Raw genomic sequence first — 26,060 nt, 5'->3', positions numbered from 1 at the left:
CACCCGGCCGTAACCAGCCTCACGCACGGTAGTTGAGCAGCGCGTGGACGACATCCCAGACTCCCCCGACCAGGGCGGCACCGCCGGACTGCCCCCGCTGCTCATCGAAGCCGTCAGCTACGCCGAGAGCCGGCACTGGGAGGTCGCGCCGGGCGCCTGGCTGATCGACGGCGACGGCCCGGCCCGCTGCTCCTGCGGCGACCCGCGCTGCGCCCTCCCCGGGGCGCACCCGATCGACGCGGACTGGGCCCGCAAGGCGAGCGCCGGCCCCGGCGCGGTGCGGCGCTGGTGGACGGAGCGCCCGGACGCGTCGATCCTGCTGCCCACCGGCCGCTCCTTCGACGTGCTCGACGTGCCGGAGGTGGCCGGCTGCCTGGCCCTGGCCCGGATGGAGCGGATGGACCTCCAGCTCGGCCCGGTGGTCGCCGTCCCGGCCGCGCCGGGCCGCTCCGGCCGGCGGCTGCACTTCCTGGTGCTCCCGGGAGTGGCGGCCAAGCTGCCGGAGATGCTGCGCAAGCTCGGCTGGCCGCCCGGCCGGCTGGACCTGGTGGCCCGCGGCGAGGGCGACTGGACGGTGGCGCCGCCGTCCCGGGTCGGCCCGAGCGGCTTCGCCCAGTGGGCCCGCTCGCCCTCCGCCCTCAACCGCTGGCTGCCGGACGCCGCCGAACTGATCAGCCCGCTCGCCTACGCGTGCGGGCGCGAAGCCCCGTCGCCCAGCCCCCGGCCGGCCCAGCCGGCCGGTGTGCGCTGAGGCCGCTGGGCCGGACGGCCTCCGGGCACCGCCCGGAGATTCACCGTCCCGTGGACGGCCGCCCTCCGCCTATCGGGTGAGGGCCGGCCAGGCGCGGCACCCCGCGCGCGGCTGACGGGCCTTGCCTCCCACCGGAGGCGGGGCCCGTCACACGCATGTGCGGATAAGGCTTCGATGTACCCGCTGGTCAACGGCGGAAGCCCCTCGTACGAGTGACAACGCTCAAGGATTGCCATGATCTGCCGAGGGGAGGAATTCCACCGTGAGGGGACGCCGGAAGGGGCGCTCGGACGGGGAAGCCGGGCGGGGCGGTCGGGAGGGAGCGGAGGGGACAGGGAGGGAGCAGGGAGGGGCCGTGGCACCGGCCGGGTTCGGGGAGGCCGGTGCCACGGAAGCAGGGAGGGACGGGAGGGACGGGAGGGAGCAGGGAGGGAGCAGGGAGGGAGCAGGGAGGGACGGGGAGGACGAGCAGGGCCCGGTGCACGGGGATGCACCGGGCCCTGCTCATTCCGCTGTGGGGCACCCCGCCGGAGCGCCCGCCGTGCGCGTCACCGCGCGACCGCCTCAGGAGTGCGCGACGAACACGTGCGCGGCGATCTCCTTGCCCAGCTCGGCCGCGTTGTCGCCGTCACCGACCAGCACCCCGCCGACGCCGGCGGTGACCCGCACCGTCGACCCCGGCCGGATCCCGGCCCGGCGCAGCGTGCGCATCAGCTCGCCGTCGGTCTGGATCGGCTCGCCGATCCGGCGGACGACGACGTCGGCGCCGCCCTCGCCCGGGGCCACCGTGTCCAGCGGGACGAGCGCGGCGTCGAAGCCCTCGCCCTCGGCCTTGGCGTCGCCCAGCTCGTCCAGGCCCGGGATCGGGTTGCCGTACGGGGACTGGGTGGGGTGGCCGAGCATGGCGAGCACCTTGCGCTCCACCGTCTCGCTCATCACGTGCTCCCAGCGGCAGGCCTCCTCGTGCACCTGCTCCCACTCCAGGCCGATCACGTCGACCAGCAGGCACTCGGCGATGCGGTGCTTGCGCATCACCCGCACGGCGAGCCGGCGGCCCTCCTCGGTGAGTTCGAGGTGACGGTCGCCCGCGACCTGGAGCAGCCCGTCGCGCTCCATCCGGCCGACCGTCTGGCTGACCGTGGGGCCGCTCTGCTCCAGACGCTCGGCGATCCGGGCGCGCATCGGGACGATGCCCTCCTCCTCCAGCTCCAGGATGGTGCGAAGGTACATCTCAGTGGTGTCGATCAGCCCAGACATCGCCGCTGGCTCCGTTCCTCGGTGTCCTCACCGCCAATTCTGACGTACCGCACGGACAACCGGCGCCGCGCGGAGCCTTCCGGGACTGCTTTTCGTTGCTGTTGACAGCGGTACGGGTGAGGCAGCACGGTGCTCGCCGTAGCTTTCTCCATCGGCGGTCTGGACCACCGGACCGCCCCACCCGGCCGGCTCCCCCACCGGCAGAGAGCGAAGGCACAGATGAACGACCTGGTCGGCCGGTACTTCGACGCCGCGATCGCCCATCTCCGGCAGGTCCGCACCGAGGAGGCCGACGCCATCGAGGCGGCCGGCGCGCTGCTCGCCGATGCGGTGACCGAGGGGCGCCGGGTGTTCACCTTCGGCTCCGGTCACTCCTCGCTGGCCGCCCAGGACGTGGTCTACCGGGCCGGCGGGCTCGTCCCGGTGAACCTGCTGGACGTCCCGGGGATGGCCGGGGTGACGGTGATGCCCGCGCCGCTCGCCAGCGCGCTGGAGCGGGTCTCCGGCCTGGCCACCAGTACCCTGGACCTCACCCCGGCCACCGCGGGGGACCTGCTCTTCGTGATCTCGCTCTCCGGCCGCCAGGTCATGCCGGTCGAGCTGGCCCAGTACGCCCGCGGCCGCGGCCTCAAGGTGATCGGCGTGACCTCGCTGGCCTACCCGGCGGAGGTGCCCTCGGCGCACCCGTCCGGCACCTACCTGAAGGACCACTGCGACGTCGTCCTGGACAACAAGATCGCGGTCGGCGACGGCGAGCTGACCCACCCGGCCGCCGAGACCACCTTCGGCCCGGTCTCCACCATCGTGACCAGCGCGCTGATGCAGGCCGTGGTCGCCTCGGCGGTCGGCCGGCTGGCGGACGCGGCGGCGGCCGGCACCGGCGCCACCCCGCCGCTGTTCCGCTCCGGCAACGTGCCCGGCGGCACCGAGTGGAACGCCAAGCAGATGGCCGACAACGCGGAGCGGATCTTCTACACCTACTGAGGCCGGGCGGGGCCCGGGCCCCGCGCCGCCGGGGCGAGTACCACGATATGGGACAACCTCCGGCGGCATCCCGGCCAATGCGGCCCGGCCGGGCCCGGAGCAGGCGTACCGGACCTGCGGGCGGGGCAGGACAGCGGTGCGACCGGAGCGACGGGTGGGGGCCGAGGATGGCGTCGGGTGCGGGTCCGATGGGGAGGGTGCGCGAGCAGGAGCTGCTGCCCGCGCTGTTCTGGTCCGCCGATTCGGCCTCGCTGCAGGGGCAGCGCCGGTCCGTGCTGCTCTCCGCCTGGGAGCTGGTGCTGCTGGTCGCCGCCGCCGCGTTCGGCTCCGCCGACGGCGCGCCCTGGGCCTGGCCCGCCGCCGTGGCCTACCTGGGCGCGATCGCCGTCGCCGTGGTCGTCAGCCGGCAGAACCCGCAGGGCCTCTGGTACGAGGGCCGGGCGGCCGCCGAGTCGGTGAAGACGCTGGCCTGGAAGTTCGCCGTCCGGGCCGACGCGTACCAGCCGCCGCCGCGCAGCCTGCCGGACGCCGAGGGGCTGTACAGCTTCCAGCTCGGCCGGGTGCTGAACGCCTTCCGGGGCAGCCGGGCGGTCGGTGCCGGCGCCGGCACCGACAGCAGCGAGGGCGACGGGGCGCGGATCACCGGCGCGATGCGCGGCCTGCGCGACCAGCCGCTGTCCGTGCGCCGCGAGGTCTACCTGCGGGAACGCATCCAGGTGCAGCGCGACTGGTACCGCGCCAAGGCCCGGTACTGCGCCCGGGCCGGCTTCTGGACGGGTGTGCTGGGCGTGGTGCTGCCGCTGCTGGGCCTGGTGCTGGCGGTGCTGCGGGCGCTGGGCTGGTTCGGCTACGACGCGCTCGGCACCGTCTCGGCGGTGGCCGCGTCGGCCGCCGCCTGGGCCCAGCTGCGCCAGTACCGCCCGCTGGCCGCCGCGTACCGCCTGGCCGCCGACGAGCTGGAGCTGATCCGCAGCCAGCTGGCCCGGCTGGACGTGGGGTCGGCCGACGCCGAGGAGATCTGGGCCCGGCTGGCCCGGGACGCCGAGGACGCCGTCTCCCGGGAGCACACCACCTGGCAGGCCCGCCGGGAGGTCCGCGGCACCACCGACCGGGACCACTGAGCACGGACCACCGAGCACCGGCCACCGGGCGGGGAGCACCCCGTGGGCAGCACCCGGCCGGTGACGCCGAACGGGGGGCCACCGACCGGGACCGCCGGGCGGGGCCGCGGAGCACCGAGGAGGACGCGCGTGTCGTTACGCATGGTCAAGGCGCCGGACGGCCGCGCCATCGCCGTCGAGACCGTGGGCGACCCGCGCGGCCGCCCGGTGTTCCTGCTGCACGGCATGCCCGGCAGCCGGGTCGGCCCGCACCCGCGCACCACCGTGCTGTACCGCCTGGGCATCCGGCTGATCTCCTTCGACCGGCCCGGCTACGGCGACTCCACCCGGCTGCCCGGCCGCCGGGTGAGCGCGGCCGCCGCCGACGTACGGACCATCGCCGACGAACTCGGGCTGGGCGGCTTCGCGCTGCTCGGCCGGTCCGGCGGCGGGCCGCACGCGCTGGCCTGCGCGGCGCTGCTGCCCGACCGGGTCAGCCGGGTCGCCGTCCTGGTCAGCCTGGCGCCGCGGAACGCGACCGGCCTGGACTGGTACGGCGGGATGACCGAGTCCAACGTGCGGGCGTACCGGGAGGCGGAGCGCGGGCACGACCGGATCGCCGACACGATGCGGTTCCGCTCCGAGCAGATCAAGGCCGACCCGGTCCGGCTGCTCAAGGGCCTGCGGCCGGAGCTGCCGCCGACCGACCGCGAGGTGGTCGCCGACACCGGCCTGCGGCGGATGCTGCAGAGCAACTACCGCGAGGCGTTCCGGCACGGCGCCGACGGCTGGATCGACGACGTCCTGGCGTTCACCGCCGACTGGGGCTTCAAGGTGCAGGACATCACCGTGCCGACCTGGCTCTGGCACGGCGCGGACGACCAGTTCTCCCCGGTCGAGCACTCCCGCTGGCTGGCCGACCACATCCCCGCGGCCTCGCTCTTCCTGGAGCCCGGCGCCGCCCACTTCGGCGCGTTCCGGGTGATGACCACCGCGCTCGCCTGGGCGGCGGGCCACACCTCCGCGGGCCCCGCCCTCACGCCCTGACCGCGCTGACCGGCCCGCCGCCGGCCAGTACGGCGAGCACGTTCTCCACCGCGAGCCCGCCCATCGCCTGCCTGGTCCGGACGGTGGCGCTGCCCAGGTGCGGGGCCAGCACCGCGCGTTCCTCGGCGAGCAGGGCCGGCGGCACCGCCGGCTCCCGCTCGAAGTTGTCCACCGCGGCGGCGAACAGCGCGCCCGACGCCAGTGCGGCGGCCAGCGCCTCCTCGTCCACCACTCCGGCGGTCATCGAGACGACGACCGCACCGGCCGGCAGCAGGGCCAGCCGGCGGGCGTCCAGCAGGTGCCGGGTGGCCGCACTCAGCGGGCAGGTCACCACCAGCACGGTGGAGGTCGCGAGCAGTTCCTCCAGCGGCAGCCAGGTGGCCTCTCCGGCCTCCCCGGGCGGCAGTTCGCGGCGGTTGTGGTAGCTCACCGGCATGTCGAAGGCGCGGGCCCGGCGGGCCACCGCCTGCCCGATCCGGCCCATCCCGAGCACACCGAGCGGGGTGCCGGCCAGCTCCAGGCCGAGCAGGAAGTTCGGCGCCCAGGCCCACGGCCGGCCGGAGCGGAGCCACCGCTCGCCCTCGCCGAGCCGGCGGGTGGCGGCCAGCAGCAGTGCCCAGGCCATGTCGGCGGTGGCCGCGGTGAGCACGCCGGGGGTGTTGCTGACCAGCACGCCGCGCCCCGCGCAGGCCGCGAGGTCGATGTTGTGGTGGCCGACGGCGTGGTTGGCGACGATCCGCAGCCCCGGGCCGGCCGCGTCCAGGAAGGCTTCGTCCACCACGTCGTCGAGCGTGGTGACCACCGCGGCTCTGCCGCGGACGGCGGCCAGCAGCTCGCCGCGCGGCATCGGCAGGTCGGAGTCGTGCTGCGTCACCGGGTGGTGCGCGGTGAGCCGCTCGATCACGCCGGGCGCGAGGCGGCGGGTGACCAGGACCGGGGGCAGTGGCTGCTCGCTCATAGGTCTCGCAGCGTACCCCCGGCCCGCGGCCGGGCTCCGGTCAGACCGGCTGCGGCTCCAGGTCGCGGTTGATCCGCTTCCAGCCCCGGGCGGACACGGTGTTGGGGTGCTCCTCGCCGAACTGCCGGATCAGCTCGGCGATCGCCTTGGCCCGCAGCTCGGCGGCCTGGGTGTGCCGGCCCGCCGCCCGCAGGGTGATGGCCAGGTTGGCCTCGCAGGCCACCGCGTCCGGGTGCCGGGGCGTGTAGCGCTCGCACAGGCCCGCGTACGCGGTGCGGCCGAGCGCCTCGGCGATGTCGGTCTGCCCGTCGTCGCCGTAGGCGTTGGCCAGGTTGATCATCGCGATCAGGGTGTAGGGGTGGTCCGCGCCGACCGACCGGGTGAGGCCGTCCACGGTGGCCAAGCCGCGCTCGATCGCCCCCGGGACGTCCCCGCTGCCTCGCAGGTAGATCCCCAGGTTGTTGGCGCAGGCGAGGGAGAACGGGTGTTCGTCGCCGAACAGCCGGCGGTGGCCCTCGTAGACGGTCGCGCAGAGGTCGCGGGCGGCCTCCTTGTCGCCGGAGGCGCTGTGGTCGGCGGCCAGGTTGAGCGCGCAGGCCAGCGCGTCGGGCGCGTCGGCGCCGTACCGCTCCAGGTAGCGCTCGTAGGTCTCCTTGGTGATCCGGCGGGCCTCGGCGAGCTGGCCCGTCCGGCGCAGCGAGACGGCCAGCGACTTGGCGTTGCGCAGGTTCTCCGGGAGATCCGGGTCGAGGACGTCGCCGAGGTCGTCGGTGACCTCCTGGAGCAGCTCCACCGAGCCCTGGTAGTCGCCCAGTTCGCGCAGGTCCCGGGCGAGGTTGGACTTGGTCGAGAGGGTGTACGGGTGGCGCGGGCCGAGCACAGCGGTGCGCCGGTCCAGGGTTTCCTGGTCGAGTTCCCGGGCGGCCTCGGTGTCGCCGGCCAGCCGGTAGTCGATCGCCAGGTTGTTCGCCATGGAGAGGGTGCGCGGGTGGTCGTCGCCGAACAGCTCGCGGAACTGGTCGAGGATCTCGCGGTCCAGGTCGAGTGCGGCCTGGAACAGGCCGAGGGCCCGCCGGTCGGCGCCGAGCGAGCCGCCGGTCATCAGGGTGTACGGGTGGTGCTCGCCGAGCAGCGTCCGCTGGCGCTCCCGGGTGGCCTCGTCCAGCGCCAGCGCCTCGGCGTAGTTGCCCTGCGAGCGCAGGACGTTGGCGAGCTGGAAGCGCAGCAGCAGGGTCTGCCGGTCGTCCTCGCCGAGCTTCCTCGTCCACTCGTCGTCCAGGGAGTGGCCGAGGTCGCGGGCCCGGTCCAGCTCACCGCGCTTCCACAGGTAGCGGACGCGGTCGATGAGCAGCTGGCGGGTGTCGGCCTCGTCGCAGTTGTACGCCTTGGAGGGCGACAGGTGCGGCCAGATCTCCTCGAATGCGGGCCAGTTGGCCGGGTCGTCGGTGTCGCCGAGGACGGGCCGGGCACCGGTGAGGATGCGGTGCACCTCGTGGACGGCGGCCTCCTGCTCCTCCTCGCTCATCTCGGCCCGGACGACCGCCTGGACCAGCCGGTGCACCTGGAAGCTGTTGGTGCCGGCGTCGACCTTGGCCAGCGCGTACCGGCCGATGGCCTGGATCACCTTGCCGAGCATGAACTTGTCGCTCAGATCGGCGTCGTACTGGACGAGCGCGCGAATCATCTGGTCGCTGTAGAAGAGGTTCATCGAGATCGGCTCGGGTGCGAAGAACGCGCAGAGCTGCAGCAGCCGGACGGCCGCCGGGGACTGCTCGCGCAGCCGGGCGATCGAGACGTTCCAGGTGGTGCCGACCGGCGTCGGGTAGTCGGCCGGCCGGCTGCCGGCCAGCGCCCGGGCCGCCTCGGCCTGGAGCTGGGCGACGTAGGTGTCGACCGGGGTGCCGGTGGTGTCCAGCCAGGCGGCCGCGACCTCGACGGCCAGCGGCAGGTCGCCGACCGCCTCGGCGACCCGGTCGGCGTCCGGGCGGGAGAGCCCGCGGGCGCGCCGGCAGAGGTGCTCGACGCTCTCGCCGCGGGTGAAGACGTCGACCTCCAGCGCCTCCGCGTGCCCGGACCAGGCCTGGTTGCGGGAGGTGACCAGGATGTGGCCGGAGCCGCCGGGGAAGAACCGGCGGATCTCGGCGGGCTCGTCGGCGTTGTCGAAGATCAGCAGCCAGCGGGAGGTGGGGGCCCCGCGCCGCAGCGCCTCGCGGGCGGCCTCGGCGGCATCGGTCACCGAGTCGCCGACCCGCAGGCCGAGCCGCCGGGCCAGGTCGGCCAGCGCGGGCGCGACCTGCTCGGTCCGCTCGGCGTCGATCCACCACACCAGGTCGTAGTCGGACATGAAGCGGTGCGCGTACTCCAGCGCCACCTGGGTCTTGCCGACGCCGCCCAGCCCGTACAGGGTCTGCGGGGTGGGCAGCACGGCGGCCATCCCGCCGCGCAGCTGGTTGCGCAGCTGTTCCAGCACCGCGGCGCGGCCGGTGAAGGACGGGTTGCGCGGCGGCACGTCCCAGACCTGCGGCTTGCTGCCGGGGAACCGCGGGCCGCCGACGGGCGCGTCGGGGAGCGCGGCCTCGCCCCGGCCGAGCGCACGCAGCAGGGTCTGCACGGACTGCGTCTCGTCCCGGCCGACCAGGTCGACGGGGTTGCGGTTGGAGAACGGCGCGGTGAGCCGGACGTCGCCGACCCGGACGGGGACGAGCTGGCGCCGGGTACCGGACGGGTCGGAGCTGACCACGGACTCCCAGAGCGCGCGGGCCTGCGGCGAGCGCTGGTAGGCCGGCGAGAGCACGGCGACGGTCCGGTAGGCCGCGTCGATGCCGCGCTCGGTCTCCTGGCGCGGGTCCGAGCCGGCGCTGAGGTCCCGCGGCAGCACCCGGAAGCCGGCCCGGGTGAGGACTGACTCGATCCAGTCCGCCCACATCCGGTCCTCGGGCACGTAGGACAGGTAGAGGTCGGCCGGCACGGACGGACGGCGCCGGGTGAAGGCGTCGACGTAGCGGAGCCGGACCTCCTCGTCGACCGGCGGCAGCGAGGTGGCCCGGCCCTCGGTGATCGCCGAGGTCAGCCGCTCGCAGGCGGCGAGCATCGAGGTCTGGGTGCCGCCCTGGTCGCCGAAGGTGGCGAGGATCTCCTCGTAGGCGTAGAACGGCCGGTACGGGATCTCCACCGAGCCCCAGTAATGGGCGAGCTCCTCGCCGTTCAGGCCGGCGGGGAGGCCGTCGAAGCGGATCCGGGCGAGCGCCCGGCCGGCGTCCGCCTTCTCCTTCTCGCCCTCGTCGATGCGCATCGGCACCGGCAGGATGCGGATGCCGCGCTCGCGGTAGCGCTCGTGGATGTGCTGGGCGATCCGGGAGGCGCCGTCGATCGACTGGTCGCTGAGGGTGAAGCAGACCACCAGGTCGTCGGGCATCTGCACGGTGCAGATCTCGGCGATGTCGGAGAGCCCCGTCCGGGAGTCGATCAGCACGTAGTCGTAGCGCTTGCTCATGTCGGCGCGCAGTGCGTCGAAGAACTGCCCGCCGTCGAAGCGGTCGTAGAAGATGTCCCAGTCCAGGTGGGTGACGGCCTCGGAGTAGTCCCGGTTGAACTGGCCGGCGGAGAGGAAGTCGAGGCTGCCGCCGGCGGGGAACATCGGCCAGGACAGCGACAGCGCGTGCGGGTGGACCCGGGCGAAGTCGAGGTGCCAGCCCTCGGCGTGCTCGACCGGCCGGAGCGCCTCCTCCCGGTACTCGGCGATCAGGTCCATCATGCCGGTGGTGCCGGCCAGCACCGCCGGGTCGAGGAACGGGTGGAAGAACTTGGCCAGGCCCGGCGCCTCCAGGTCCCAGTCGACGGTGAGCACCCGGAAGCCGTTGGCCGCCAGGATCCACGCGGTGTTGGCGAGCGCCATGGTGCGCCCGGTGCCGCCCTTGTACGAGTAGAAGGTGATGATCCGGCCCTGCCGGTCCTGCTCCGCCTCCCGCCGGGCGGCGAGTTCGGCGACGGTGATGCCGCCGATGCGGAAATTCCTGGTGCGGTTCTCGCTCATGCGCCCACCTCGCTCCGCTCGGCGGCCGCTTCGAGAAACGCGCCGCCCCCAATGACTCGCCCGCTCAGCCCACTCATGCGGTTCCTCCCCGGGTCGGCACCCCCGATGACTCGCTCGGTTCGCTCACTCATGGATTCCTCCCCGGTTCGGCGCCCCGTCGTCCGGATGGGCGCCCGGGCCGCGTGCCGGGTGGTCGTCGTCCTGGGCGAACGGGTCGCCCCCCGGCCCGTCCCGGCCGCGCCCGTACCGGAAAGCGTCCCGCAGGTTGGGCCGGGGCGGGGGCGGTTCCTCGGGTTCGGTCCTGGTCCGGCCCTCGAAGGCGTACTTGGCCTTCATCGCGGCCCGGGGCAGCGCGTCGTCGAACTCCTCCAGGCTGGCCAGGCCGGGCGGCCCGCCGGTGGCGCCGAGGAAGCTGGGGCGGGCCGAGCGGTGGGTGAACCGCAGTGCCTGGTCGCTGAGTTCGCCCATCTCCCGGTGCTGTTCGGCGCAGTCCGGGTCGTCGAGGTTCCAGGGCTCCAGGACGCTCACCCAGGTGCAGTCCGAGCGGTCGAAACGGCGGACGAGTTCGCGCCACCGCTCGTCCTTCAGCGCCCAGCGGTCCAGCAGCAGCAGGCCGGGGGCGACGGGGTCGCCACCGTCGATGATCGTCTCGGCCTCGGCGTCGAACTCGTGAACGGTGGCCTGGAATCCGAGCTGCCGGGCCAGCCGGACCGCGTGTTCGGCCAGCGGGCGGGCGGCGGCGGGCCGGTACGGATGCCAGTCGGTGCGCCGGTCGCCGTAGTAGTCGGGGTTGCGGTCCGCCGGTACCTCGTCCCGGTGGTAGGCGAGGACGGAGATCCGCAGCTGCTTGGTCGGCGCGGCGACGTTGAAGGCGCTGGGCTGGGTGTTGAAGTCGAGCCGGCGGCCGACCGGGATCACCGTCTCCTCGGCAACCTCGACGATCCGCCGGGCCAGCCGGTGCACGGCCAGCTCGTAGGCCGAGCGGAAGTAGGTCAGCTTCATCAGCGCGTAGAGGCCCTCGGTGGCGTAGTCCGGACCGAAACTGGCGTGGTTGAACTGGAGTTCGCTCGCCACCTCGGGCAGTCGGTAGCGGCTCATCGGCGCCCAGAGCACCGGGACGATGCCGCTGGTCCGCTCGGAGTCCAGGTTGGCCGGGTAGACCGGCCGCTGCGTGAAGGAGTGCCATTCCTGGCCGCACGGCATGCTGTTGAAGTACCGCGGCGAGTAGAGCGGTACGAACACCCGGCAGGTGGCCAGTTCGTCCGCGAGCCGGTCGGCCCACAACTCCCCCTGGTGCATGGACTCGTCCATGAATCCGACCGGCACCCCCGCGGGCACGGTGGTGAGTTGCAGCACGGCCTCGCAGAGGTCGCGGTACAGCTGCCGCACCCAGTGGTTCGGGTCGCCGGCACCGCGGGCACCGGCCTTCGGGGTGTGCGCGTAACTGAGGAAGAAGTACGGCCGGGCGGCGTCCTCGTCCCAGCCAAGATCGTTCACACGCGCCTCCCCCTGGCCCCCCGGTAACCGCTTCCCCCCGCGTCCCGGCTCGCGGGGCTTCAGTGTAGGAACGACTCAGGGGGCAAGGGAATAGCGCGTGGGAGCGCCAGGGTTGACATGACCGAAACGACTGGGGGCGCGGAAGCGTGCGCCCCGGCGTGTTCGCGGGCCCGCTCAGCGGGGGCGCCGCTCCCGGAAAACGTCGGTGGCGAGGTCGACGGCCTCGCGCATCGGGATCAGCCGGCTCGGCGCGCCACCCACCGGCCCCTGCGTCAGGCCGGTGGCCCGGGCCAGCACCTGCGCGCCGACCTCCTCGAACTGGACGTCGTCGAGGAGCGGACCGTCGAAGTAGCACCACCGGGAGCCGTCCCCGTCCTTCACCTTGCAGCCGTAGTGGCGGACCTCCTCGATGCCGGCCCGCACGTCGGCCAGGTGGAAGCCGGTGAAGGTGCCCATCGGGGCGCCGATGGACAGCACCCGGGCGTCGAGCCGGTAGAGCGCGCCGAGCGGTGACCGCTCGCCGAGGTGGCACTCCAGGTCATGGACGGCGGTGACGTCCACGGCCCGGGCACCGATCGCCGCGAAGGAGGCCTGCGGGTGGCTGCTGCGGACGGCGCCCGGGTGCCGGCGGATCAGCTCGGAGAGCGTGCCCATGGTCGGCGAGGCCGGTGTCGAGAGCGGGTCGAAGGGCGGCAGCGACTCCCGCCAGGCCTGCATCCGGTCCTCCGACCAGCCTGCGGTCATCGTGGTGACCACCCGTGAGGTGATCGAGTTCTCCGGGCTGGCCGTGAAGGCGACCAGGGTGCCGCGTTCCGGGCCCCCGAGGGCGTCCAACAGCGCCTCGACCACGGTGGCGCCGCCCTCGACCGGGCCGAGGGCGCGCAGGGAGGCGTGGACGAGCAGCACCTGGCCGGGCCCGACTCCGAGCCCGGTGAACCGGTCGGCCAGCTCGGCACGACCGAGGGGAGCTATGCCGGACGGGGCGGACACGGCCGTGCGCAGCGGAACGTCGATGAGCATGGGGGATCCCTGGGTCGGAGGGGGGGGAGGAGGTACGCAGTGGCGGGGCTCAGCCGGTGACGACCGGGCGCCGCCGGGCGCGGTCCCGTTCGGCGGCGGCCTCCGCGGCGCGCGGCAGCGGAACGGCCAGCCAGGGGGCGACGGTGGCCCGCATGCCGTCGGCGAAGCGCAGGCCGACCGGCGTCAGCGAGCCCGAACCGGCCAGCCGCTCCACGGCCTCGGCGGTGTACCGGCGCCAGAGTGCGAACCGGGCCCGGGCGTACTCGGCGGCCTCGCCGGGCAGGCCGTCGTGGGCGCGGACCCGGGTGCCCCAGTACGCCGTCACCGCGAGGTGGGCGTAGGTGCCCTGGAACAGCCCCTTGATCGGGCGGGGGTCGGGCCGCCAGGGCGCGTCGTACCACGCCGTGTCGGCCGGGTCGTAAAGGTCCAGCGCGTCGAGCACCGCCCCCAGCTTGACGTGCTGGAACTCGTGCGCGAGCAGCAGCGCGAGGGTGGGCGCGGTGGCCGGCCGGGCGATCCCGACCGCGCCGAAGGCCTGCCGGGCGGCGGCGCTGACGTCCCGCCCGGGCGGGCCGGGGCGCAACGGGGTGACGGTGGTCAGCCCGGCCCGCAGGCCGGCCGCGTACTCCGGAAGGTCCCGGTCCAGCAGTTCGGCGGCCTCGCGCAGGCCCCAGCTCCAGGAGGCGAACTCGGGCTCCCCCAGGCGGTCGGCGACCGGCAACTCGTGGCTGTCGCGCTGCGGGTCGACGTCCTCCAGCACGAGCTCCCAACCGCCGGCCAGCGCGACCCGCCGGACCGGTTGCCAGTGCGGGCCGGCAAGGGGGACGGCGGCGCCGTCGGCGGTCCGGACGGTGAGCCCCTCCGCCGCGCCGGTGACCAGCGCCTCGCGGGCCCCGGCGCCGAGGTCGAGCCGGCCGAGCGTCGGCAGGTGCAGCACGCCGTTCCGGGCCGGCACCGCGACGGTGTCCCCGCGCCCCGCCAGGACGGCTGCGGCCGCGGCCAGCCCGGCCAGCGGCCCGAGGCCGGCCGCCGGGTCGCCGCCCAGCCGGCGGGCCGCCCAGGCGCGGGCGTACGGGTGGGCGAGCACCTCGTCCACGGCGGCGGGCGCCGCGGTGTCGAGCTCGGTGAGCAGCTCCCAGGCGGCCGAGCGGGCGAGCCCGGAGGTGGTCCGGACGGCAGCCAGCATGGTCCGGGTGAGGGCGAGTTGGGCGCGGGCCAAGGCGCGTACGGTGTCGGCCCCGCCGTGGCCCCGGGCGAGTTCGTCGAGCTGCCGCTCGGTGAGGCCGGCCGGGCCGGGCGGCCCGACGGGCTGCGCCGGTACGGCGGGTGCTGGTGCCGCGGCAGCCGGCGGGGCGGGCGGCTGCTCGGACCGGGCGGCGATGCCGTTGATGAGGTCCATGAGGTCCCCGCAGTAGACGGAGGGGTGGTCGAAGCCGCCGTCCCGGTACCGGTGGGCGTACAGCCCGCCCCCGCAGGAGCGGACCACCGGACAGGCCCGGCAGGCGGCGCTCAGCCCGGCCAGGCCGCTCTGCCGTGCGGCCATCCCGGGGTGGCGGGCCACCTCGTCGAGACTGTGCGCGAAGACGTCCAGACCGGTGGCGGGGGCACCGTCGTAGGCGGTCTTGAGACTGTCGGCCTGTTCGAAGCTGCCGTCGGTCTCCAGCACCACCAGGGCGGCGGGTTCCAGGCCGAGCGACTCGGTGAGGCTGGAGAGCCCGTGCCTGGTCCGGTGGACCGAGTCGAAGGTGCGGACGGCGAACGGCCGGCCGGCCGCCTCCCAGCGGTCGTAGACGGTCAGCAGCCAGTCCGCGTAGGGGTTCTCCCCCCGGTCCGCGGGGCGCTTCGGCGGATCCTCCCAGGTGGCGTGCGGCAGCAGGAAGTCGACGGCCGGGGGGTCGAGTTCGGCCAGGGCCTCATAGACGGCGACCGGGTCGTTCTCGACGTCGATCGTGCAGAGCAGGCCTGCGTAGAGGTGGCGGTACTGCGGCCGGCGGAGCAGGCCGACGGCGCGGAGCACCTGGGGGTGGCTGGAGCGGCCGTCGGCGTACCGGCGGTGGCGGTCGTTGGCGGCGCGGTCGCCGTCCAGCGAGACGCCGACCTGGATGTCCAGTTCGGCGAAGAGATCGAGGAAGGCCGGGCCGAGCAGCACGCCGTTGGTGTGGATCCGCAGGTCGATCGCGCAGCCGGGGGGCAGGGCGGCACGGAACGCCTCGGCTGCGCGGCGCAGCCGTTCCGGGCCGGCCAGCAGGGGTTCGCCCCCGTGCAGGACGACCCGGACGCCGGTCAGACCGTGAGCGGCGGCGTGTTCGCCGATCCGTTCGGCGGCCCTGGTCAGGACGGCGTCGGTGATCGTCTTCGGCCTGGACCGCCAGCTGGTGTCGGCGTGCTCGTACACGTAGCAGTGGTCGCAGGCGAGATCGCACCGACTGTGCACCTTCACCACGAACTGGGTGAAAGGCAGCGGGTTTTGCGTCATGGCCATTCGGTTTCGGCTCGGTTCGGCTCGGTTCAGCCCGGTCCCGTTCGCGGCCGGCGGGCGCGGCGCGGCCGGGATCGGCCGGTCAGATGGACGAGTTGAAGGCAGCGACCGGCACTGGGCCGGGGCCGGTCCCGGGGAGTGCGCGGCAGAGCTGCTCGGTCAGCTCCTCCGCACCGAGCCCGGCGAGGTCGGCCAGACTCACGCGGTCGTTCGCGTGGCGACGGTCCGTCAGTTCACTGATGGGGCGGGCGTCCAGTACTGGTGTCATGTTCGATTCTCTTCCACGCAGGGGATTAGAGAGTGCTGATGCCGGGTACAGGCCCGGCCGCACCGTCCCAATGTAGTGCCCCGGCAGCGGCAACGCCGTACAGTCCCGGCCGCCGCCGACGCGGCACCCCGCCAGGCTGCGGCATCCCGTTGAAAGTTCACCCGCTCGGCGGTCGCATCGGAGAACCTGCCCGGCGCACGGTGCCCGCGCCGGTCAGGCCGGCGGCGACTCGACCACCCCGTCCAGCCGGCACCCGTCCCGGATCGCCGCGGTGACCGGGTGGTCGTGCCCCAGCGTCTCCGCGGCGCGGGCCAGCGCGTGCGCGGCAAGCTCGGCGGCCCGCTCCGGCCGGCCGACGGCGGCCAGGCCGAGCGCGTGGGCCGCCACCGCCGCGAGGGTGTCCGGGTGGTCCGGGCCGAACGCCTCGCCCAGCAACACCGCGGCCGACCCGGCGAGATCGAGCGCGGCGCGGTCCTCTCCGGTCGCGGCCAGGTCGTTGGCGTGGTTGAGCATCGCCAGGCCGAGGTACGGGTGGTCCGCGCCGAGCACCGCGCGCAGGCCGGTCAGCACGGACTCGGAGAGCTGCCGGGCCTGCGCCGGACGACCGGCCCGGCGGAGCAGGACGGCGAGGTTACCGGCTGCGGTGAGCGCGGTGGGGTGCGCCTCACCGAGCTGGTCCCGCAGGCAGCGGCGGGCCTCCGCGGCGAGCGGCACGGCCCGGTCGAGGTCACCGAGCGCGCCGAGCACAGCGGCCAGGTTGCCCGCCGCGGCGGCGGTGTCCCGGTGATCGGCGCCGTGCCGGCCGAGCAGCCGGCGGTGCACGTCCTCGTCGTTGCCGAGCGCGTCCTGATAGCGGCCGAGCCGGCGCAGGACGACACCGAGGTGACGACGGGCACGCAGGGTGGTGTCGTGGTTCTCGCCGAGGGTCTCCCGGCACGCGTCGACCGTCGCCTCCAGCCTGGCCAGCGCCTCGGTGTACCGCCCTGCCTCGCTCAGCATCCACCCGTAGGTGGCGTCCCCGCTGAGCGCGTACAGGCTGCGGGGGCCGGAGACGGCGTGATGCCGCCGGGCGGCCTCGTCCTGGCGCGGGAGCGCGTCGGCGAGATCGCCGTCCAGCTGGGTGGCGAGGGCGAGGTTGGCGGCGGCCATCAGGGTGCGCGGGTGGTCCGGGCCGAGCGCCCGCCGGGCGGTGGCGAGGGTCTCCCGGTCCAGCGCGCGGGCCTGCGCGTAGCGGCCGAGGTGGCGCAGGTCCCCGCCGAGGTTGCTGGCCGCCGCGATGCTGCGCGGATCGTCGCCGCCCAGGACGGCGCGCAGCCGGGCCAGCACCTCGCGGTCCGTCTCGTACGCCTCCCGGGCACTGCCGGCGGACCGCTGGAGGTTGCCGAGCTGGACGCGCAGGTTGAGAGCGGAGGGGTCGTCCTCGGCGGCCGGTCCGTCCAGCTCCCGCCAGCGGGCCAGCACCCGGTCGGCAAGCTCGCGGCCGGCCGTGTGCAGGCTGCGCTGCCAGAGGTAGCGGACGGTGTGGACGATCCACTGCCGGACGGCCGGGTCGGTCGAGTCCGGCGCACCGGACGGCCAGAGGTGGGGCAGGAGTTCGGCGTACCGGGGCCAGTTCTCCTGGGCGTCCGGGTCGCCGGGGTCGGCCAGGGCGAGGGCTGCGCAGACGGCCGTCCGGATCCGCTCCCGGTCGCCCTCGGCCACCTGGTCGCGGAGCAGCGCCTGGACGACCCGGTGCACACCGACCGTCCCGGCCGTCCGGTCGTACTGGGCGAGGTTGAACTGGTCGACGGTGCGCAGGATCTCGCCGAGCACGATCCGGGTGTCCGGACCGCCCAGCGGCAGGTCGATCACCTCGGCCACCGGAGCACTGTAGAGCAGCCGGATCGGGATGGCGTCCGGGCCGAGGAAGCCGCAGACCTCCAGCAGCCGGGCGGCGGGGGCGTTGATCCGGCGCAGGTCGCGGCCGGCGATCTGCCAGGTGGCGGCGGCCACGCCGGGCATGCCGTCCTCCTCGGCCGGCCGGAGCTCGTCGGGAACGGACCGGTCGAGGATGTCGGTGAGCGTCTCGTCCAGCAGGTCGGCGTAGGTGGCGGCCGGCATCGGGGTCTCGTGCAGCCAGGCGGCGGCCTGGCCGACGGCGAGCGGCAGGTCGCCGAGGAGTTCGGCGATCCGCTCGGCGTCGGCGTCCCCGACCCCGGCGTTGAAGCGGCGGACCAGTTCGACGCTCTCCGCGCGGTCGAAGACCTCGACCTCGGTGCGGCCGCGGTGCCGGGCCCAGCGCCGGTCGCGCGAGGTGACCAGGACGTGCCCGTCGGCGGAGCCGGCCGGCAGCCACGGGGCGAGCTGCTCCGGGTCCTCCGCGTTGTCGAAGACCAGCAGCCAGCGCCGGTACGGCCGGCCCCGGCCGAGCGCGTCCAGCACCGCCCGGGCCGTCCGGGCCGCGTCGCCGCCGCTCTCCAGGCCGAGTTCGGGGGCGAGTTCGGCGAGCCGCTGCGGGATGCCGGCCGGCTCCTCGGCCGGCACCCACCAGACCACGTCGTACGCGGGCGCGAACCGGTGGGCGTACTCGACGGCGGTCTGCGACTTGCCGACCCCGCCCATGCCGTACAGCACCTGCACGGGCTCGGCCGCCGGGCCGGGGGCGAAGCCGTCCCGCAGGGTCTCCAGCAGCCGGCCGCGGCCGGTGAAGGTGGGCAGCCGGGGCGGCGGGTTCGCCACGTCGGGGCGCCCGGCCGGGAAGCGCGCGGGGGCGGCCGGGGCCTCCTCGCCGGCGTCCAGGTCCAGCCAGCGGCCGGCGCCGGGCGGCGGGCCGAGCAGTTCGAAGAGCTGGGTCTCGGCCTGTTCGGTGGAGCCGGCCGCCAGCCCGGGCACCGGGCGGTCCGCGAACGGCGCGGGGAGCGCGTCCGGCGGCGTCAGGGCGAGCGCCAGCAGACCGGCCGGGCCGCCGTCCTGCTCGGCCGCGACGAGCCGGCGCCAGAGCTCCCGCCCGCGGGGCAGCGCCGCGTACTCGGGCGAGAGCAGCACCAGCACCCGGCCGTCGCCGTCCAGCGGGCCGGCCGCCTCGGGCAGGGCGGCGTCGCCCGGCGGTCCGGCGTCCAGCGGCACCCCGGCGCCGTGCAGCGAGGCCAGGTAGCCGAGGCCGGCCAGGGTGGCGGCGGCCCACTCGGCCCAGATCCGGTCCCCCGGCGCGTAGCTGACGTAGACCTGGCGCGAGCGGGTACGGCCGGTGCGCAGGTACGCCGCGTAGAGCCGGCGGCGGGCGCGGTCGGGGACGGGCCGCAGGGCGCGGACCTGACCCTCGGTGAGCCAGGACGCCAGGCGTTCGAAGGCGCCGAGCAGGCTGCGGCTCTGCTGCGGCCGGTCGACGACGGTCGCCGGCACCTCCTCGTAGGCGTAGAACGGCTTGTAGGGGACTTCCACGTCCCGCCAGTAGTCGGCCCGGAGCTCGGCGCCGAGCCAGCGGCCCAGGTACGGCGCGAAGGCGTCGTGGGCGAGGTCGCGGCCGGCCGCCAGGCCGGCCCGCTCGGCGTCCTCGACCCGCATCGGGACGGGCAGCACCCGGATGTCGCGCTCGTCGGCGTCCACGATGGCGCGCGCCGCGTCGACCCCGCCACGGATGCTCTGGGCGCCGAGCGTGAAGCAGTCCACCACGGTGTCGGGCATCAGCACGGTGCAGATGCCGGAGGTGTCGCTGACCCCGGTCCGGCTGTCGATCAGCACGTAGTCGTAGGCGCCGGTCCACTGCTCGCGCAGCGCGTACAGGAACTCGGCGCCGCGGATGTCGGCGCGGTTGTAGAAGCTGCGCCAGTTGAAGCTGGTCACGGCGGCCGAGTAGGCGGCGTTCTGCCGGCCGGCCGGCATCAGGTCGAGCCGCCCGCCGGCCGGCAGGTCGAGCGCGAGGCCGCAGAGGTAGCGGTCGAGCCGGCCGGGCGCGGCCACCCACTCCCGGGGGGACGCCGCGGCGGCGTCGCCGGGGCCGGGCAGGGCCTGCTCGACGTAGGCCCGCAGCAGGTCGATCAGGCCGTCGGTGGCGTGGAGTTCGGGGTCGATCAGCAGCGGGTGGTAGTACCGGTGCAGACCGGGTGCCTCCAGGTCCCAGTCGACCACCAGGACGCGCAGGCCCTGGCTGGCGAGGATCCAGCCGACGTTGGCCAGCGCCATGGTGCGGCCGGTGCCGCCCTTGTAGGAGTAGAACGTGACGACAGATCCCGGCCCGGGCGTCGACAGGGCGACGGGCTCGGTGCCCGCCAGGGCCACCTGGTCGGCGGTCATCGTACGGAGTCTCCTTCACGGGGCTCCCGGGGTGCCGGGGGCAGGGCTGTTTCGGTGGACGCGGCCGGGGGCCAGGCCGGGATGGTCAGCCCGGGCATGGCGGCGACTCCGGGCCCCAGCCCGAACGCGGCCCGCGCGAGGACCGGATCGGCTTCGTCCGCCTCGTCTAACAGCCTCCCCTGGGCGACCGTCACGGTACGCAACAGGTCACTTTCGAAGCGTTCCCGCGTGACCCGCACCCTGAACAGCGGCTCCGGCCCGGACCGGTGCAGCCAGTTGCGCGGGAAGACCTCGCGCACCCCGCCCCAGAGCCTGCTGCGCGCCGGCCCCTCGGGCGGGTCGTCGGTGCCGGCCGGCACCAGCACGCCGGTGACGGGGTGGTTCTGGTCGTCGAAGTCGCGCAGCACCTGCCGGTACGGCTCGGCGCCGGCCGCCCACGGGTCCACCAGCAGGATGCAGGCCTCGTTGTCCTCGCGGGCCCGGTCCAGGCTGGCGGCCAGGCCCGGGCCGACCTCGTCCAGCGTGGTGCTGTGCCCGGCCCGGGTGATCACCTGCTGGGCCTGCACGACCAACGGGGGCAGCCGCGGCGGGTGGTAGGGCGCCCAGTCCCTGGGCCGGTCCCCGTACCAGCCGCCCCGATACCCGGCCTCGTCCTGCTGCTGTGCCGGGGCACCGGGCGCGGCCGCCACCGGCGCCTCCGCGGCCGGTGCCTGTGCCTGTGCCTGTGCCGGAAGGTTTACGGAGAGGGGCTCGCCGGACGGCCGGCGGGCCGGCGACCTGCCGGCGGCGACGAAGATCCGCACCATCCCGCTGCGCCCGGGCGGCGGTGCGGCGTCCGGCAGCGGGAAGCAGCCGCTCACCCGGCCCAGGTCTAGGTGGGTCAGCTCGGTCAGCGGCAGGCAGGCCGCCTCCCGCACCCGCTCGGCGATGGCCCGGACCACCCGGCGGTAGTCGGGCCCGTGCGGGTCGGCCCGCAGCAGGCCGCGCAGCCCGCCGGCGGCGTAGGCCGCGCCCAGGTCGTGCTGGCTGTACTGGATCCGCCTCACCTCGGACGGCAGGCAGGCCGGGGGCGGCTCCCAGACCACCGGTATCAGGGCCGGCACCTCCTCACCGGTCAGCGTCCGGTGCCGGCGCATCCGCCCGTCGAAGGCCGTCCACTCCTTACCGCAGTACGGACTGGCGAAGTAGGCCGGGGAGTAGAGCGCCACCATGGTGCGACTGACCGCGAGCATCCGGGAGAGCTGCTGCTCCCAGTCGTCGCCGACGCGCAGTCGTTCGGTGTCGCGGTAGGCGAGTTCTCCCGGGCCGGCCGCGGGTTCGATCCGGGCCAGCTCGTCCCGGAGGTCGCTGAAGAACTGGTCGACGAAGGCCCCGCCGGCCTGGTGGTCCCGCCGCGCGTAACTGAAGAAGAAGTACGGTCGCACTGCACCCCCCGGGCCTGTAAACCGACTCGGCCCACGGTACGGGAGTTGACGATCGCTCAGCCGGGATTCGGGAGACCTCGGGCGCCCGGCCCGGTCAGATCATGGACGAGAACTTGGCCACCGGCCCGTCGTCCTCGACCCCGGCACGACGCAGCAGCGCGCCGAGGTCGTCCGCCGGCATCGCGGCCAACTCTCCGAGAGTCGGCCGCCCGGGGGCGTCGTCCGGCCCGGGCGCCGGGCCGGCGGGGGTGGCGGTGTCGCTCATCGATTGCCTCGCCCTCTGGAGAAGAGTGGTGGCCCGACCAGCCGCCGGAGCCCCCGCTCCACGCTACCGCGAGAACTGATGACCGGTCAGAGTCCGGTGAGGGGCAGCGGGTTCACGCAGGAGCGCACGGCGGGGCGCACGGTCGCGGCCGACCGTCCCCGCCCGTTGACGCCCCGGCACCCGCAGCCACCCCGGTCACGGGCAGAGCCGCTCCACCCGCCAGCCGGTCGGCGCCGCCGGGTCGGCGAGGTACCGCAGCCGGTCGTGCAGCCGGTTCTCCCGGCCCTGCCAGAACTCCACGCTCTCCGGGACGACCCGGTACCCGCCCCAGAACGGCGGCACCGGCACGCCCTCGCCCTCCGGGTAGCGCCGCTCCAGCTCCGCGTAGCGGCGCTCCAGCACCTCCCGGCCGTCGACCGGGCTGGACTGCTCGCTGGCCCAGGCGCCGAGCTGGGAGCCGTGCGGGCGGGTGCGGAAGTACGCGGCGGTCTCGTCCCGGCCGACCTTCTCCACCCGGCCCTGGACGATCACCTGGCGGGCCAGCGGGATCCACGGGAAGAGCAGCGCCGCGTGCGGGTTGGCGGCCAGCTCGGCACCCTTGCGCGAGCCGTAGTTGGTGTAGAAGACGAAGCCGCGCCGGTCGAAGCCCTTCAGCAGCACCGTCCGCGAGTTGGGCCGGCCCTCGGCGTCGGCGGTGGAGAGCACCATCGCGTTGGGCTCGACCAGCCCGGCGTCGTCCGCCTCGTGGAACCAGCGGGTGAACTGGGCGATCGGCTCGGCGGCGAGCTGCTCCTCGACCAGGCCCTCGTGCGTGTAGTGCTTGCGCATCACGGTGAGGTCCGGCCCGGGCCGGGCCTCGTCGGCCAGGATCCGGGTGGCGGGGCTCGGGGGCGTCGACTGGGCGCGTTCCGGGGTCACCCCAACATCATCCCGTAAGACAAGCAACCGCCACCGCTACCTCCGGACAAACCCCGGTGGGAGATAAGGTGACTCGCCACCGCTTGACCGCCCGTCCTACGGTGAATTGTCCGGAACCTGTGGTTTGGTTCCGGAGATTTCCCGGGCACGACCGGCCTCCGGGCGAAAAGTCAAGCGGCCCCAGGGGAAACATCACCACGTGGTGTATGGCGCAATGCACCCCGTGCCTGTCACGCTGGCACGGAGTGCCAACCACCATTCGGTCACTGGCGTACCGCCCCACCATGGCGGCCCGCCGATCGCAGAACTGAAGGAGCCGTCGCATGTCCGACTTCGTACCCGGGCTTGAGGGAGTCGTCGCGTTCGAGAGCGAGATCGCCGAACCCGACCGTGAAGGCGGCGCCCTGCGGTACCGCGGAGTCGACATCGACGACCTGGTCGGCCACGTCTCCTTCGGCCACGTCTGGGGCCTGCTGGTCGACGGCAAGTTCAACCCCGGCCTGCCGGCCGCCGAGCCGTTCCCGATCCCGGTCCACTCCGGCGACATCCGCGTCGACGTGCAGTCCGCCCTCGCCATGCTCGCCCCGGTCTGGGGCCTCAAGCCGCTGCTGGACATCTCCGCCGAGCAGGCCCGCGACGACCTCGCCCGGGCCGCCGTGATGGCGCTCTCCTACGTCGCCCAGTCCGCCCGCGGCCAGGGCCTGCCGATGGTCCCGCAGAGCGAGATCGACAAGGCCGAGACGGTCGTCGAGCGCTTCATGATCCGCTGGCGGGGCGAGCCGGACCCGAAGCACGTCAAGGCCATCGACGCCTACTGGACGTCCGCCGCCGAGCACGGCATGAACGCCTCCACCTTCACCGCCCGCGTCATCGCCTCCACCGGCGCCGACGTCGCGGCCGCGCTCTCCGGCGCGGTCGGCGCGATGTCCGGGCCGCTGCACGGCGGTGCGCCGTCCCGCGTGCTCGGCATGATCGAGGAGATCGAGCGCACCGGCGACGCCACCGCGTGGGTGAAGAACGCGCTGGACAAGGGCGAGCGCCTGATGGGCTTCGGCCACCGCGTCTACCGCGCCGAGGACCCGCGCGCCCGCGTGCTGCGCCGCACCGCCAAGGAGCTCGACGCGCCGCGCTTCGAGGTCGCCGAGGCGCTGGAGAAGGCCGCGCTGGAGGAGCTGCACAACCGCCGCCCCGACCGCGTGCTGGCCACCAACGTCGAGTTCTGGGCCGCCATCATGCTGGACTTCGCCGAGGTCCCGGCGCACATGTTCACCTCGATGTTCACCTGTGCCCGGACCGCCGGCTGGTCGGCGCACATCCTGGAGCAGAAGCGCACGGGCCGGCTCGTGCGCCCCGCCGCGCGCTACATCGGCCCCGGCCCGCGCAGCCCGCGCGACATCGAGGGCTACGAGGCCATCGCGCGCTGACCCTCCGACCTGGCCGCGAGGCCGCGAAGTCGTTGCGGGGAGCAGCGGATCCGGCACCTGCCGGATCCGCTGTTTCCGCAGCTCGCGACCGCAAAGATCGCATCTCAGCGGGCGGACGGCCGTCACACTTCCCGAGCGGCGGCCGGTAGGCTGCCGACCGTGGCTCAGATCCAGATCCCCGCTGACATCAAGCCCGCAGACGGCCGTTTCGGCTGCGGCCCGTCCAAGGTGCGCCCCGAGGCCCTGAGTGCCCTCGCCGCGACCGAGACCTCCCTGCTCGGCACCTCGCACCGCCAGGCCCCGGTGAAGAACCTGGTCAAGCGCGTGCGCGAGGGCGTGAGCAGCCTCTTCTCCCTCCCCGAGGGATACGAGGTGGTGCTCGGCAACGGCGGCTCCACCGCCTTCTGGGACATCGCGGCCTTCGGCCTGGTGCGGGAGAAGTCCCAGCACCTCGACTTCGGCGAGTTCTCGTCCAAGTTCGCCTCCTCGGTCAAGGCAGCCCCGTGGCTGGCCGAGCCGACCGTGATCAAGACCGCCCCGGGCACCCACCCGCTGCCGGTCGCCGAGGCCGGCGTGGACGTCTACGGACTCACCCACAACGAGACCTCCACCGGCGTCGCGATGCCGATCAAGCGCCCGGTCGGCGCCGACCCGGGCTCGCTGGTCCTGGTGGACGCCACCTCGGGCGCCGGCGGCCTCCCGGTCGACATCACCGAGACCGACGTCTACTACTTCGCCCCGCAGAAGTCCTTCGCCTCCGAGGGTGGGCTCTGGCTGGCGGCCTTCTCCCCCGCCGCCCTGGAGCGTGCCGCCGAGATCGCCGGCTCCGGCCGGTACATCCCGCCGTTCTTCGACCTGCCGACGGCCATCGACAACTCGTCGAAGGACCAGACGTACAACACCCCGTCGATCGCCACCCTGTTCCTCCTCGCCGACCAGCTGGAATGGCTGAACGGCAACGGCGGGCTCGACTGGGCCGTCGCCCGTACGGCTGATTCCTCGTCCCGCCTGTACGGCTGGGCCGAGAAGTCCGCGTTCGCCAACCCCTTCGTGGCCAACCCGGCCGAGCGCTCGCAGGTGGTCGGCACGATCGACTTCGACGACGCGGTTGACGCCGCCGCCGTCGCCAAGGCACTGCGTGCCAACGGCATCGTCGACACCGAGCCGTACCGCAAGCTGGGCCGCAACCAGCTGCGCGTCGCGATGTTCCCGGCGATCGAGCCGTCCGACGTCGAGGCGCTCACCGCCTGCATCGACTACGTGGTCGAGCAGCTCTGACCCGGCCGGCACACGCGTGAGGGCCACCGCCCGCGGGCGGTGGCCCTTCTGCATGCTCGGGGCCGTCCGGCCCGGCCGGGCGGGCGCCGGGCGCCGGGCGGCCGCGCTCCCGGCGACCGCCCGGCCGGGCGGCTACTTGCCGATCAGCGCGCCGATCACCACGACGGCCAGCAGCAGCGCCAGGGCGCCGCTCACGATACGCATACGAGTTTTGGGGTCCACGGTCAACGAGGGTACCCGGGTGCGGACGGCGGTCAGACGCCGAGGTTGGACCCGCCGCTGGCATCGAGGTTCTGCCCGGTGATCCAACGGGCGTCGTCCGAGGCCAGGAAGGCCACGGCGTCCGCCACGTCGGAAGCCTCGCCGACCCGGCCGAGGGCGGCGTAGCCCGCCACCCGGGCCCGTGCCGCCGGGTCGTCCAGCCAGGGGTTGATGTCGGTGGCGACGACGCCCGGCAGCACCGCGTTCACGGTGATCCCGCGCGGGCCCAGCTCCTCGGCCAGGGTCAACGTCAGGGTGTTGAGCGCCCCCTTCGTCATCGCGTACGAGACCGCGGAGGGGAACGCGACCCGGGTGACCCCGGAGGACACGTTGACGATCCGGCCGCCGTCCCGCAGCCGGCCCAGACCCTGCTGGACGACGAAGAACGGCGCCTTGGCGTTCACCGCGAACACCTTGTCCCAGTCGGCCTCGGCCACCTCGTGGATCCGGCCGGGCGCGCCGATCCCGGCGTTGTTCACCAGGATGTCCAGGCCCGTGCCGCCGCCGGCCGCCGCGAGGCCCGCGTCGAAGGCCGCCCAGAGCGCCGCCGCGTCGCCGGGGGCCCCGAGCTCGGCACCGATCGCGAAGGCCCGCCCGCCGGCCCGCTCGATCGTCGTGACCACCTCCGCCGCCGCCGCCGCGTTGCTGCCGTAGTGGACGGCGACCAGCGCGCCGTCCCGGCCCAGCCGCTCGGCGATGCCCCGCCCGATCCCCCGGCTGCCGCCCGTCACCAGTGCCGTCTTCCCTGCAAGCGTGCCCATGGCCACGCCCCCCTTATTTCTGTAGTGGTCGCTAATGAAAGAGACCGTAGCACGCCTTCTGTA

General features: G+C 74.5%; 18 protein-coding genes. 6 read left to right on the top strand and 12 right to left on the bottom strand.

The genetic code is table 11. From position 1 onward, the window contains the following. Window positions 1-43: 43 nt before the first annotated feature. Window positions 44-751 carry a bifunctional DNA primase/polymerase gene (locus tag OH807_RS23590; RefSeq protein ID WP_406202213.1) on the top strand — a complete coding sequence of 236 codons (708 nt, stop codon included), beginning with the start codon at window positions 44-46 and terminating at the stop codon, window positions 749-751. A 564-nt stretch (window positions 752-1,315) separates the two neighbouring features. On the opposite strand, the gene OH807_RS23585 is transcribed toward OH807_RS23590, so the two are convergent. Next, entirely contained in the window at window positions 1,316-2,008 is a 693-nt protein-coding gene (locus OH807_RS23585; protein ID WP_406202211.1) for a metal-dependent transcriptional regulator, read from the bottom strand. 219 nt (window positions 2,009-2,227) lie between these two features. Here OH807_RS23585 and OH807_RS23580 point away from each other — a divergent pair, with 219 nt between their 5' ends. From OH807_RS23580 to OH807_RS23570, 3 genes are all read left to right on the top strand, one after another. Beyond that, entirely contained in the window at window positions 2,228-2,992 is a 765-nt protein-coding gene (locus OH807_RS23580) for a sugar isomerase domain-containing protein (RefSeq protein ID WP_406202209.1), read from the top strand. Between the two features lie 197 nt (window positions 2,993-3,189). Continuing rightward, a complete protein-coding gene (locus tag OH807_RS23575) occupies window positions 3,190-4,113 on the top strand; it encodes a DUF4231 domain-containing protein (RefSeq protein ID WP_406202207.1) in 924 nt (307 codons plus the stop codon). A gap of 141 nt (window positions 4,114-4,254) precedes the next feature. After that, window positions 4,255-5,139 (top strand): alpha/beta fold hydrolase, encoded by an 885-nt coding sequence (locus tag OH807_RS23570; protein ID WP_406211140.1) that lies wholly within the window; start codon window positions 4,255-4,257, stop codon window positions 5,137-5,139. Here OH807_RS23570 and OH807_RS23565 read toward each other — a convergent pair. The 10 genes from OH807_RS23565 to pdxH form a co-directional block, all read right to left on the bottom strand. After that, the gene (locus OH807_RS23565) at window positions 5,129-6,097 is read right to left on the bottom strand and encodes a 2-hydroxyacid dehydrogenase (RefSeq protein ID WP_406202205.1); all 969 of its coding nucleotides are present in this window, start codon (window positions 6,095-6,097) and stop codon (window positions 5,129-5,131) included. The genes OH807_RS23570 and OH807_RS23565 overlap by 11 nt on opposite strands. A 40-nt stretch (window positions 6,098-6,137) precedes the next feature. Next, on the bottom strand, window positions 6,138-10,130 hold the full coding sequence (gene fxsT / locus OH807_RS23560) for an FxSxx-COOH system tetratricopeptide repeat protein (RefSeq protein WP_406202203.1): 3,993 nt from the start codon (window positions 10,128-10,130) through the stop codon (window positions 6,138-6,140). A gap of 123 nt (window positions 10,131-10,253) precedes the next feature. Continuing rightward, window positions 10,254-11,627 (bottom strand): TIR-like protein FxsC, encoded by a 1,374-nt coding sequence (locus OH807_RS23555; RefSeq protein ID WP_406202201.1) that lies wholly within the window; start codon window positions 11,625-11,627, stop codon window positions 10,254-10,256. A 174-nt stretch (window positions 11,628-11,801) separates the two neighbouring features. Beyond that, a complete protein-coding gene (locus tag OH807_RS23550; protein WP_406202199.1) occupies window positions 11,802-12,647 on the bottom strand; it encodes an aminoglycoside N(3)-acetyltransferase in 846 nt (281 codons plus the stop codon). A 49-nt stretch (window positions 12,648-12,696) separates the two neighbouring features. Next, window positions 12,697-15,123 (bottom strand): FxsB family cyclophane-forming radical SAM/SPASM peptide maturase, encoded by a 2,427-nt coding sequence (locus tag OH807_RS23545; protein ID WP_406202197.1) that lies wholly within the window; start codon window positions 15,121-15,123, stop codon window positions 12,697-12,699. Between the two features lie 85 nt (window positions 15,124-15,208). Next, complete coding sequence (fxsA, locus tag OH807_RS23540) at window positions 15,209-15,394, bottom strand: FxSxx-COOH cyclophane-containing RiPP peptide (protein WP_406202195.1); 186 nt, start codon at window positions 15,392-15,394, stop codon at window positions 15,209-15,211. A gap of 213 nt (window positions 15,395-15,607) precedes the next feature. Further along, on the bottom strand, window positions 15,608-19,666 hold the full coding sequence (fxsT, locus tag OH807_RS23535) for an FxSxx-COOH system tetratricopeptide repeat protein (protein ID WP_406202193.1): 4,059 nt from the start codon (window positions 19,664-19,666) through the stop codon (window positions 15,608-15,610). Beyond that, window positions 19,663-21,090: a TIR-like protein FxsC gene (locus OH807_RS23530; protein WP_406202191.1), complete on the bottom strand. Its 1,428-nt coding sequence runs from the start codon at window positions 21,088-21,090 to the stop codon at window positions 19,663-19,665. The genes fxsT (OH807_RS23535) and OH807_RS23530 overlap by 4 nt, the downstream gene beginning before the upstream one ends. A gap of 94 nt (window positions 21,091-21,184) precedes the next feature. Next, window positions 21,185-21,355 carry a hypothetical protein gene (locus tag OH807_RS23525; protein ID WP_406202189.1) on the bottom strand — a complete coding sequence of 57 codons (171 nt, stop codon included), beginning with the start codon at window positions 21,353-21,355 and terminating at the stop codon, window positions 21,185-21,187. Window positions 21,356-21,550: 195 nt separating this feature from the next. Further along, the gene (gene pdxH, locus OH807_RS23520; RefSeq protein WP_406211138.1) at window positions 21,551-22,183 is read right to left on the bottom strand and encodes a pyridoxamine 5'-phosphate oxidase; all 633 of its coding nucleotides are present in this window, start codon (window positions 22,181-22,183) and stop codon (window positions 21,551-21,553) included. A gap of 413 nt (window positions 22,184-22,596) precedes the next feature. Between pdxH and OH807_RS23515 the strand changes: the two genes are divergently transcribed. Then, window positions 22,597-23,697, top strand: coding sequence for a citrate synthase 2 (locus OH807_RS23515; RefSeq protein WP_406202187.1), 1,101 nt, complete (start codon window positions 22,597-22,599; stop codon window positions 23,695-23,697). A 159-nt stretch (window positions 23,698-23,856) separates the two neighbouring features. After that, window positions 23,857-24,975 carry a phosphoserine transaminase gene (gene serC / locus OH807_RS23510; protein WP_406202185.1) on the top strand — a complete coding sequence of 373 codons (1,119 nt, stop codon included), beginning with the start codon at window positions 23,857-23,859 and terminating at the stop codon, window positions 24,973-24,975. A 254-nt stretch (window positions 24,976-25,229) separates the two neighbouring features. On the opposite strand, the gene OH807_RS23505 is transcribed toward serC, so the two are convergent. Beyond that, window positions 25,230-25,997 (bottom strand): SDR family oxidoreductase, encoded by a 768-nt coding sequence (locus tag OH807_RS23505; protein WP_406202183.1) that lies wholly within the window; start codon window positions 25,995-25,997, stop codon window positions 25,230-25,232. Window positions 25,998-26,060 lie beyond the last annotated feature (63 nt).

Source organism: Kitasatospora sp. NBC_01560, assembly GCF_045208415.1.
Taxonomy (GTDB): domain Bacteria; phylum Actinomycetota; class Actinomycetes; order Streptomycetales; family Streptomycetaceae; genus Kitasatospora.
This window is presented reverse-complemented; position numbering and strand designations above follow the sequence as displayed.

Coding starts and splice junctions, on each gene's coding strand:
- OH807_RS23580 (WP_406202209.1), top strand. CDS start 2,228: ATGAACGACCTGGTCGGCCGGTACTTCGACGCCGCGATCGCCCATCTC.
- OH807_RS23585 (WP_406202211.1), bottom strand. CDS start 2,008: ATGTCTGGGCTGATCGACACCACTGAGATGTACCTTCGCACCATCCTG.
- fxsT (WP_406202203.1), bottom strand. CDS start 10,130: ATGAGCGAGAACCGCACCAGGAATTTCCGCATCGGCGGCATCACCGTC.
- pdxH (WP_406211138.1), bottom strand. CDS start 22,183: ATGCGCAAGCACTACACGCACGAGGGCCTGGTCGAGGAGCAGCTCGCC.
- OH807_RS23565 (WP_406202205.1), bottom strand. CDS start 6,097: ATGAGCGAGCAGCCACTGCCCCCGGTCCTGGTCACCCGCCGCCTCGCG.
- OH807_RS23505 (WP_406202183.1), bottom strand. CDS start 25,997: ATGGGCACGCTTGCAGGGAAGACGGCACTGGTGACGGGCGGCAGCCGG.
- OH807_RS23515 (WP_406202187.1), top strand. CDS start 22,597: ATGTCCGACTTCGTACCCGGGCTTGAGGGAGTCGTCGCGTTCGAGAGC.
- OH807_RS23545 (WP_406202197.1), bottom strand. CDS start 15,123: ATGACGCAAAACCCGCTGCCTTTCACCCAGTTCGTGGTGAAGGTGCAC.
- fxsT (WP_406202193.1), bottom strand. CDS start 19,666: ATGACCGCCGACCAGGTGGCCCTGGCGGGCACCGAGCCCGTCGCCCTG.
- OH807_RS23550 (WP_406202199.1), bottom strand. CDS start 12,647: ATGCTCATCGACGTTCCGCTGCGCACGGCCGTGTCCGCCCCGTCCGGC.
- fxsA (WP_406202195.1), bottom strand. CDS start 15,394: ATGACACCAGTACTGGACGCCCGCCCCATCAGTGAACTGACGGACCGT.
- OH807_RS23570 (WP_406211140.1), top strand. CDS start 4,255: ATGGTCAAGGCGCCGGACGGCCGCGCCATCGCCGTCGAGACCGTGGGC.
- OH807_RS23525 (WP_406202189.1), bottom strand. CDS start 21,355: ATGAGCGACACCGCCACCCCCGCCGGCCCGGCGCCCGGGCCGGACGAC.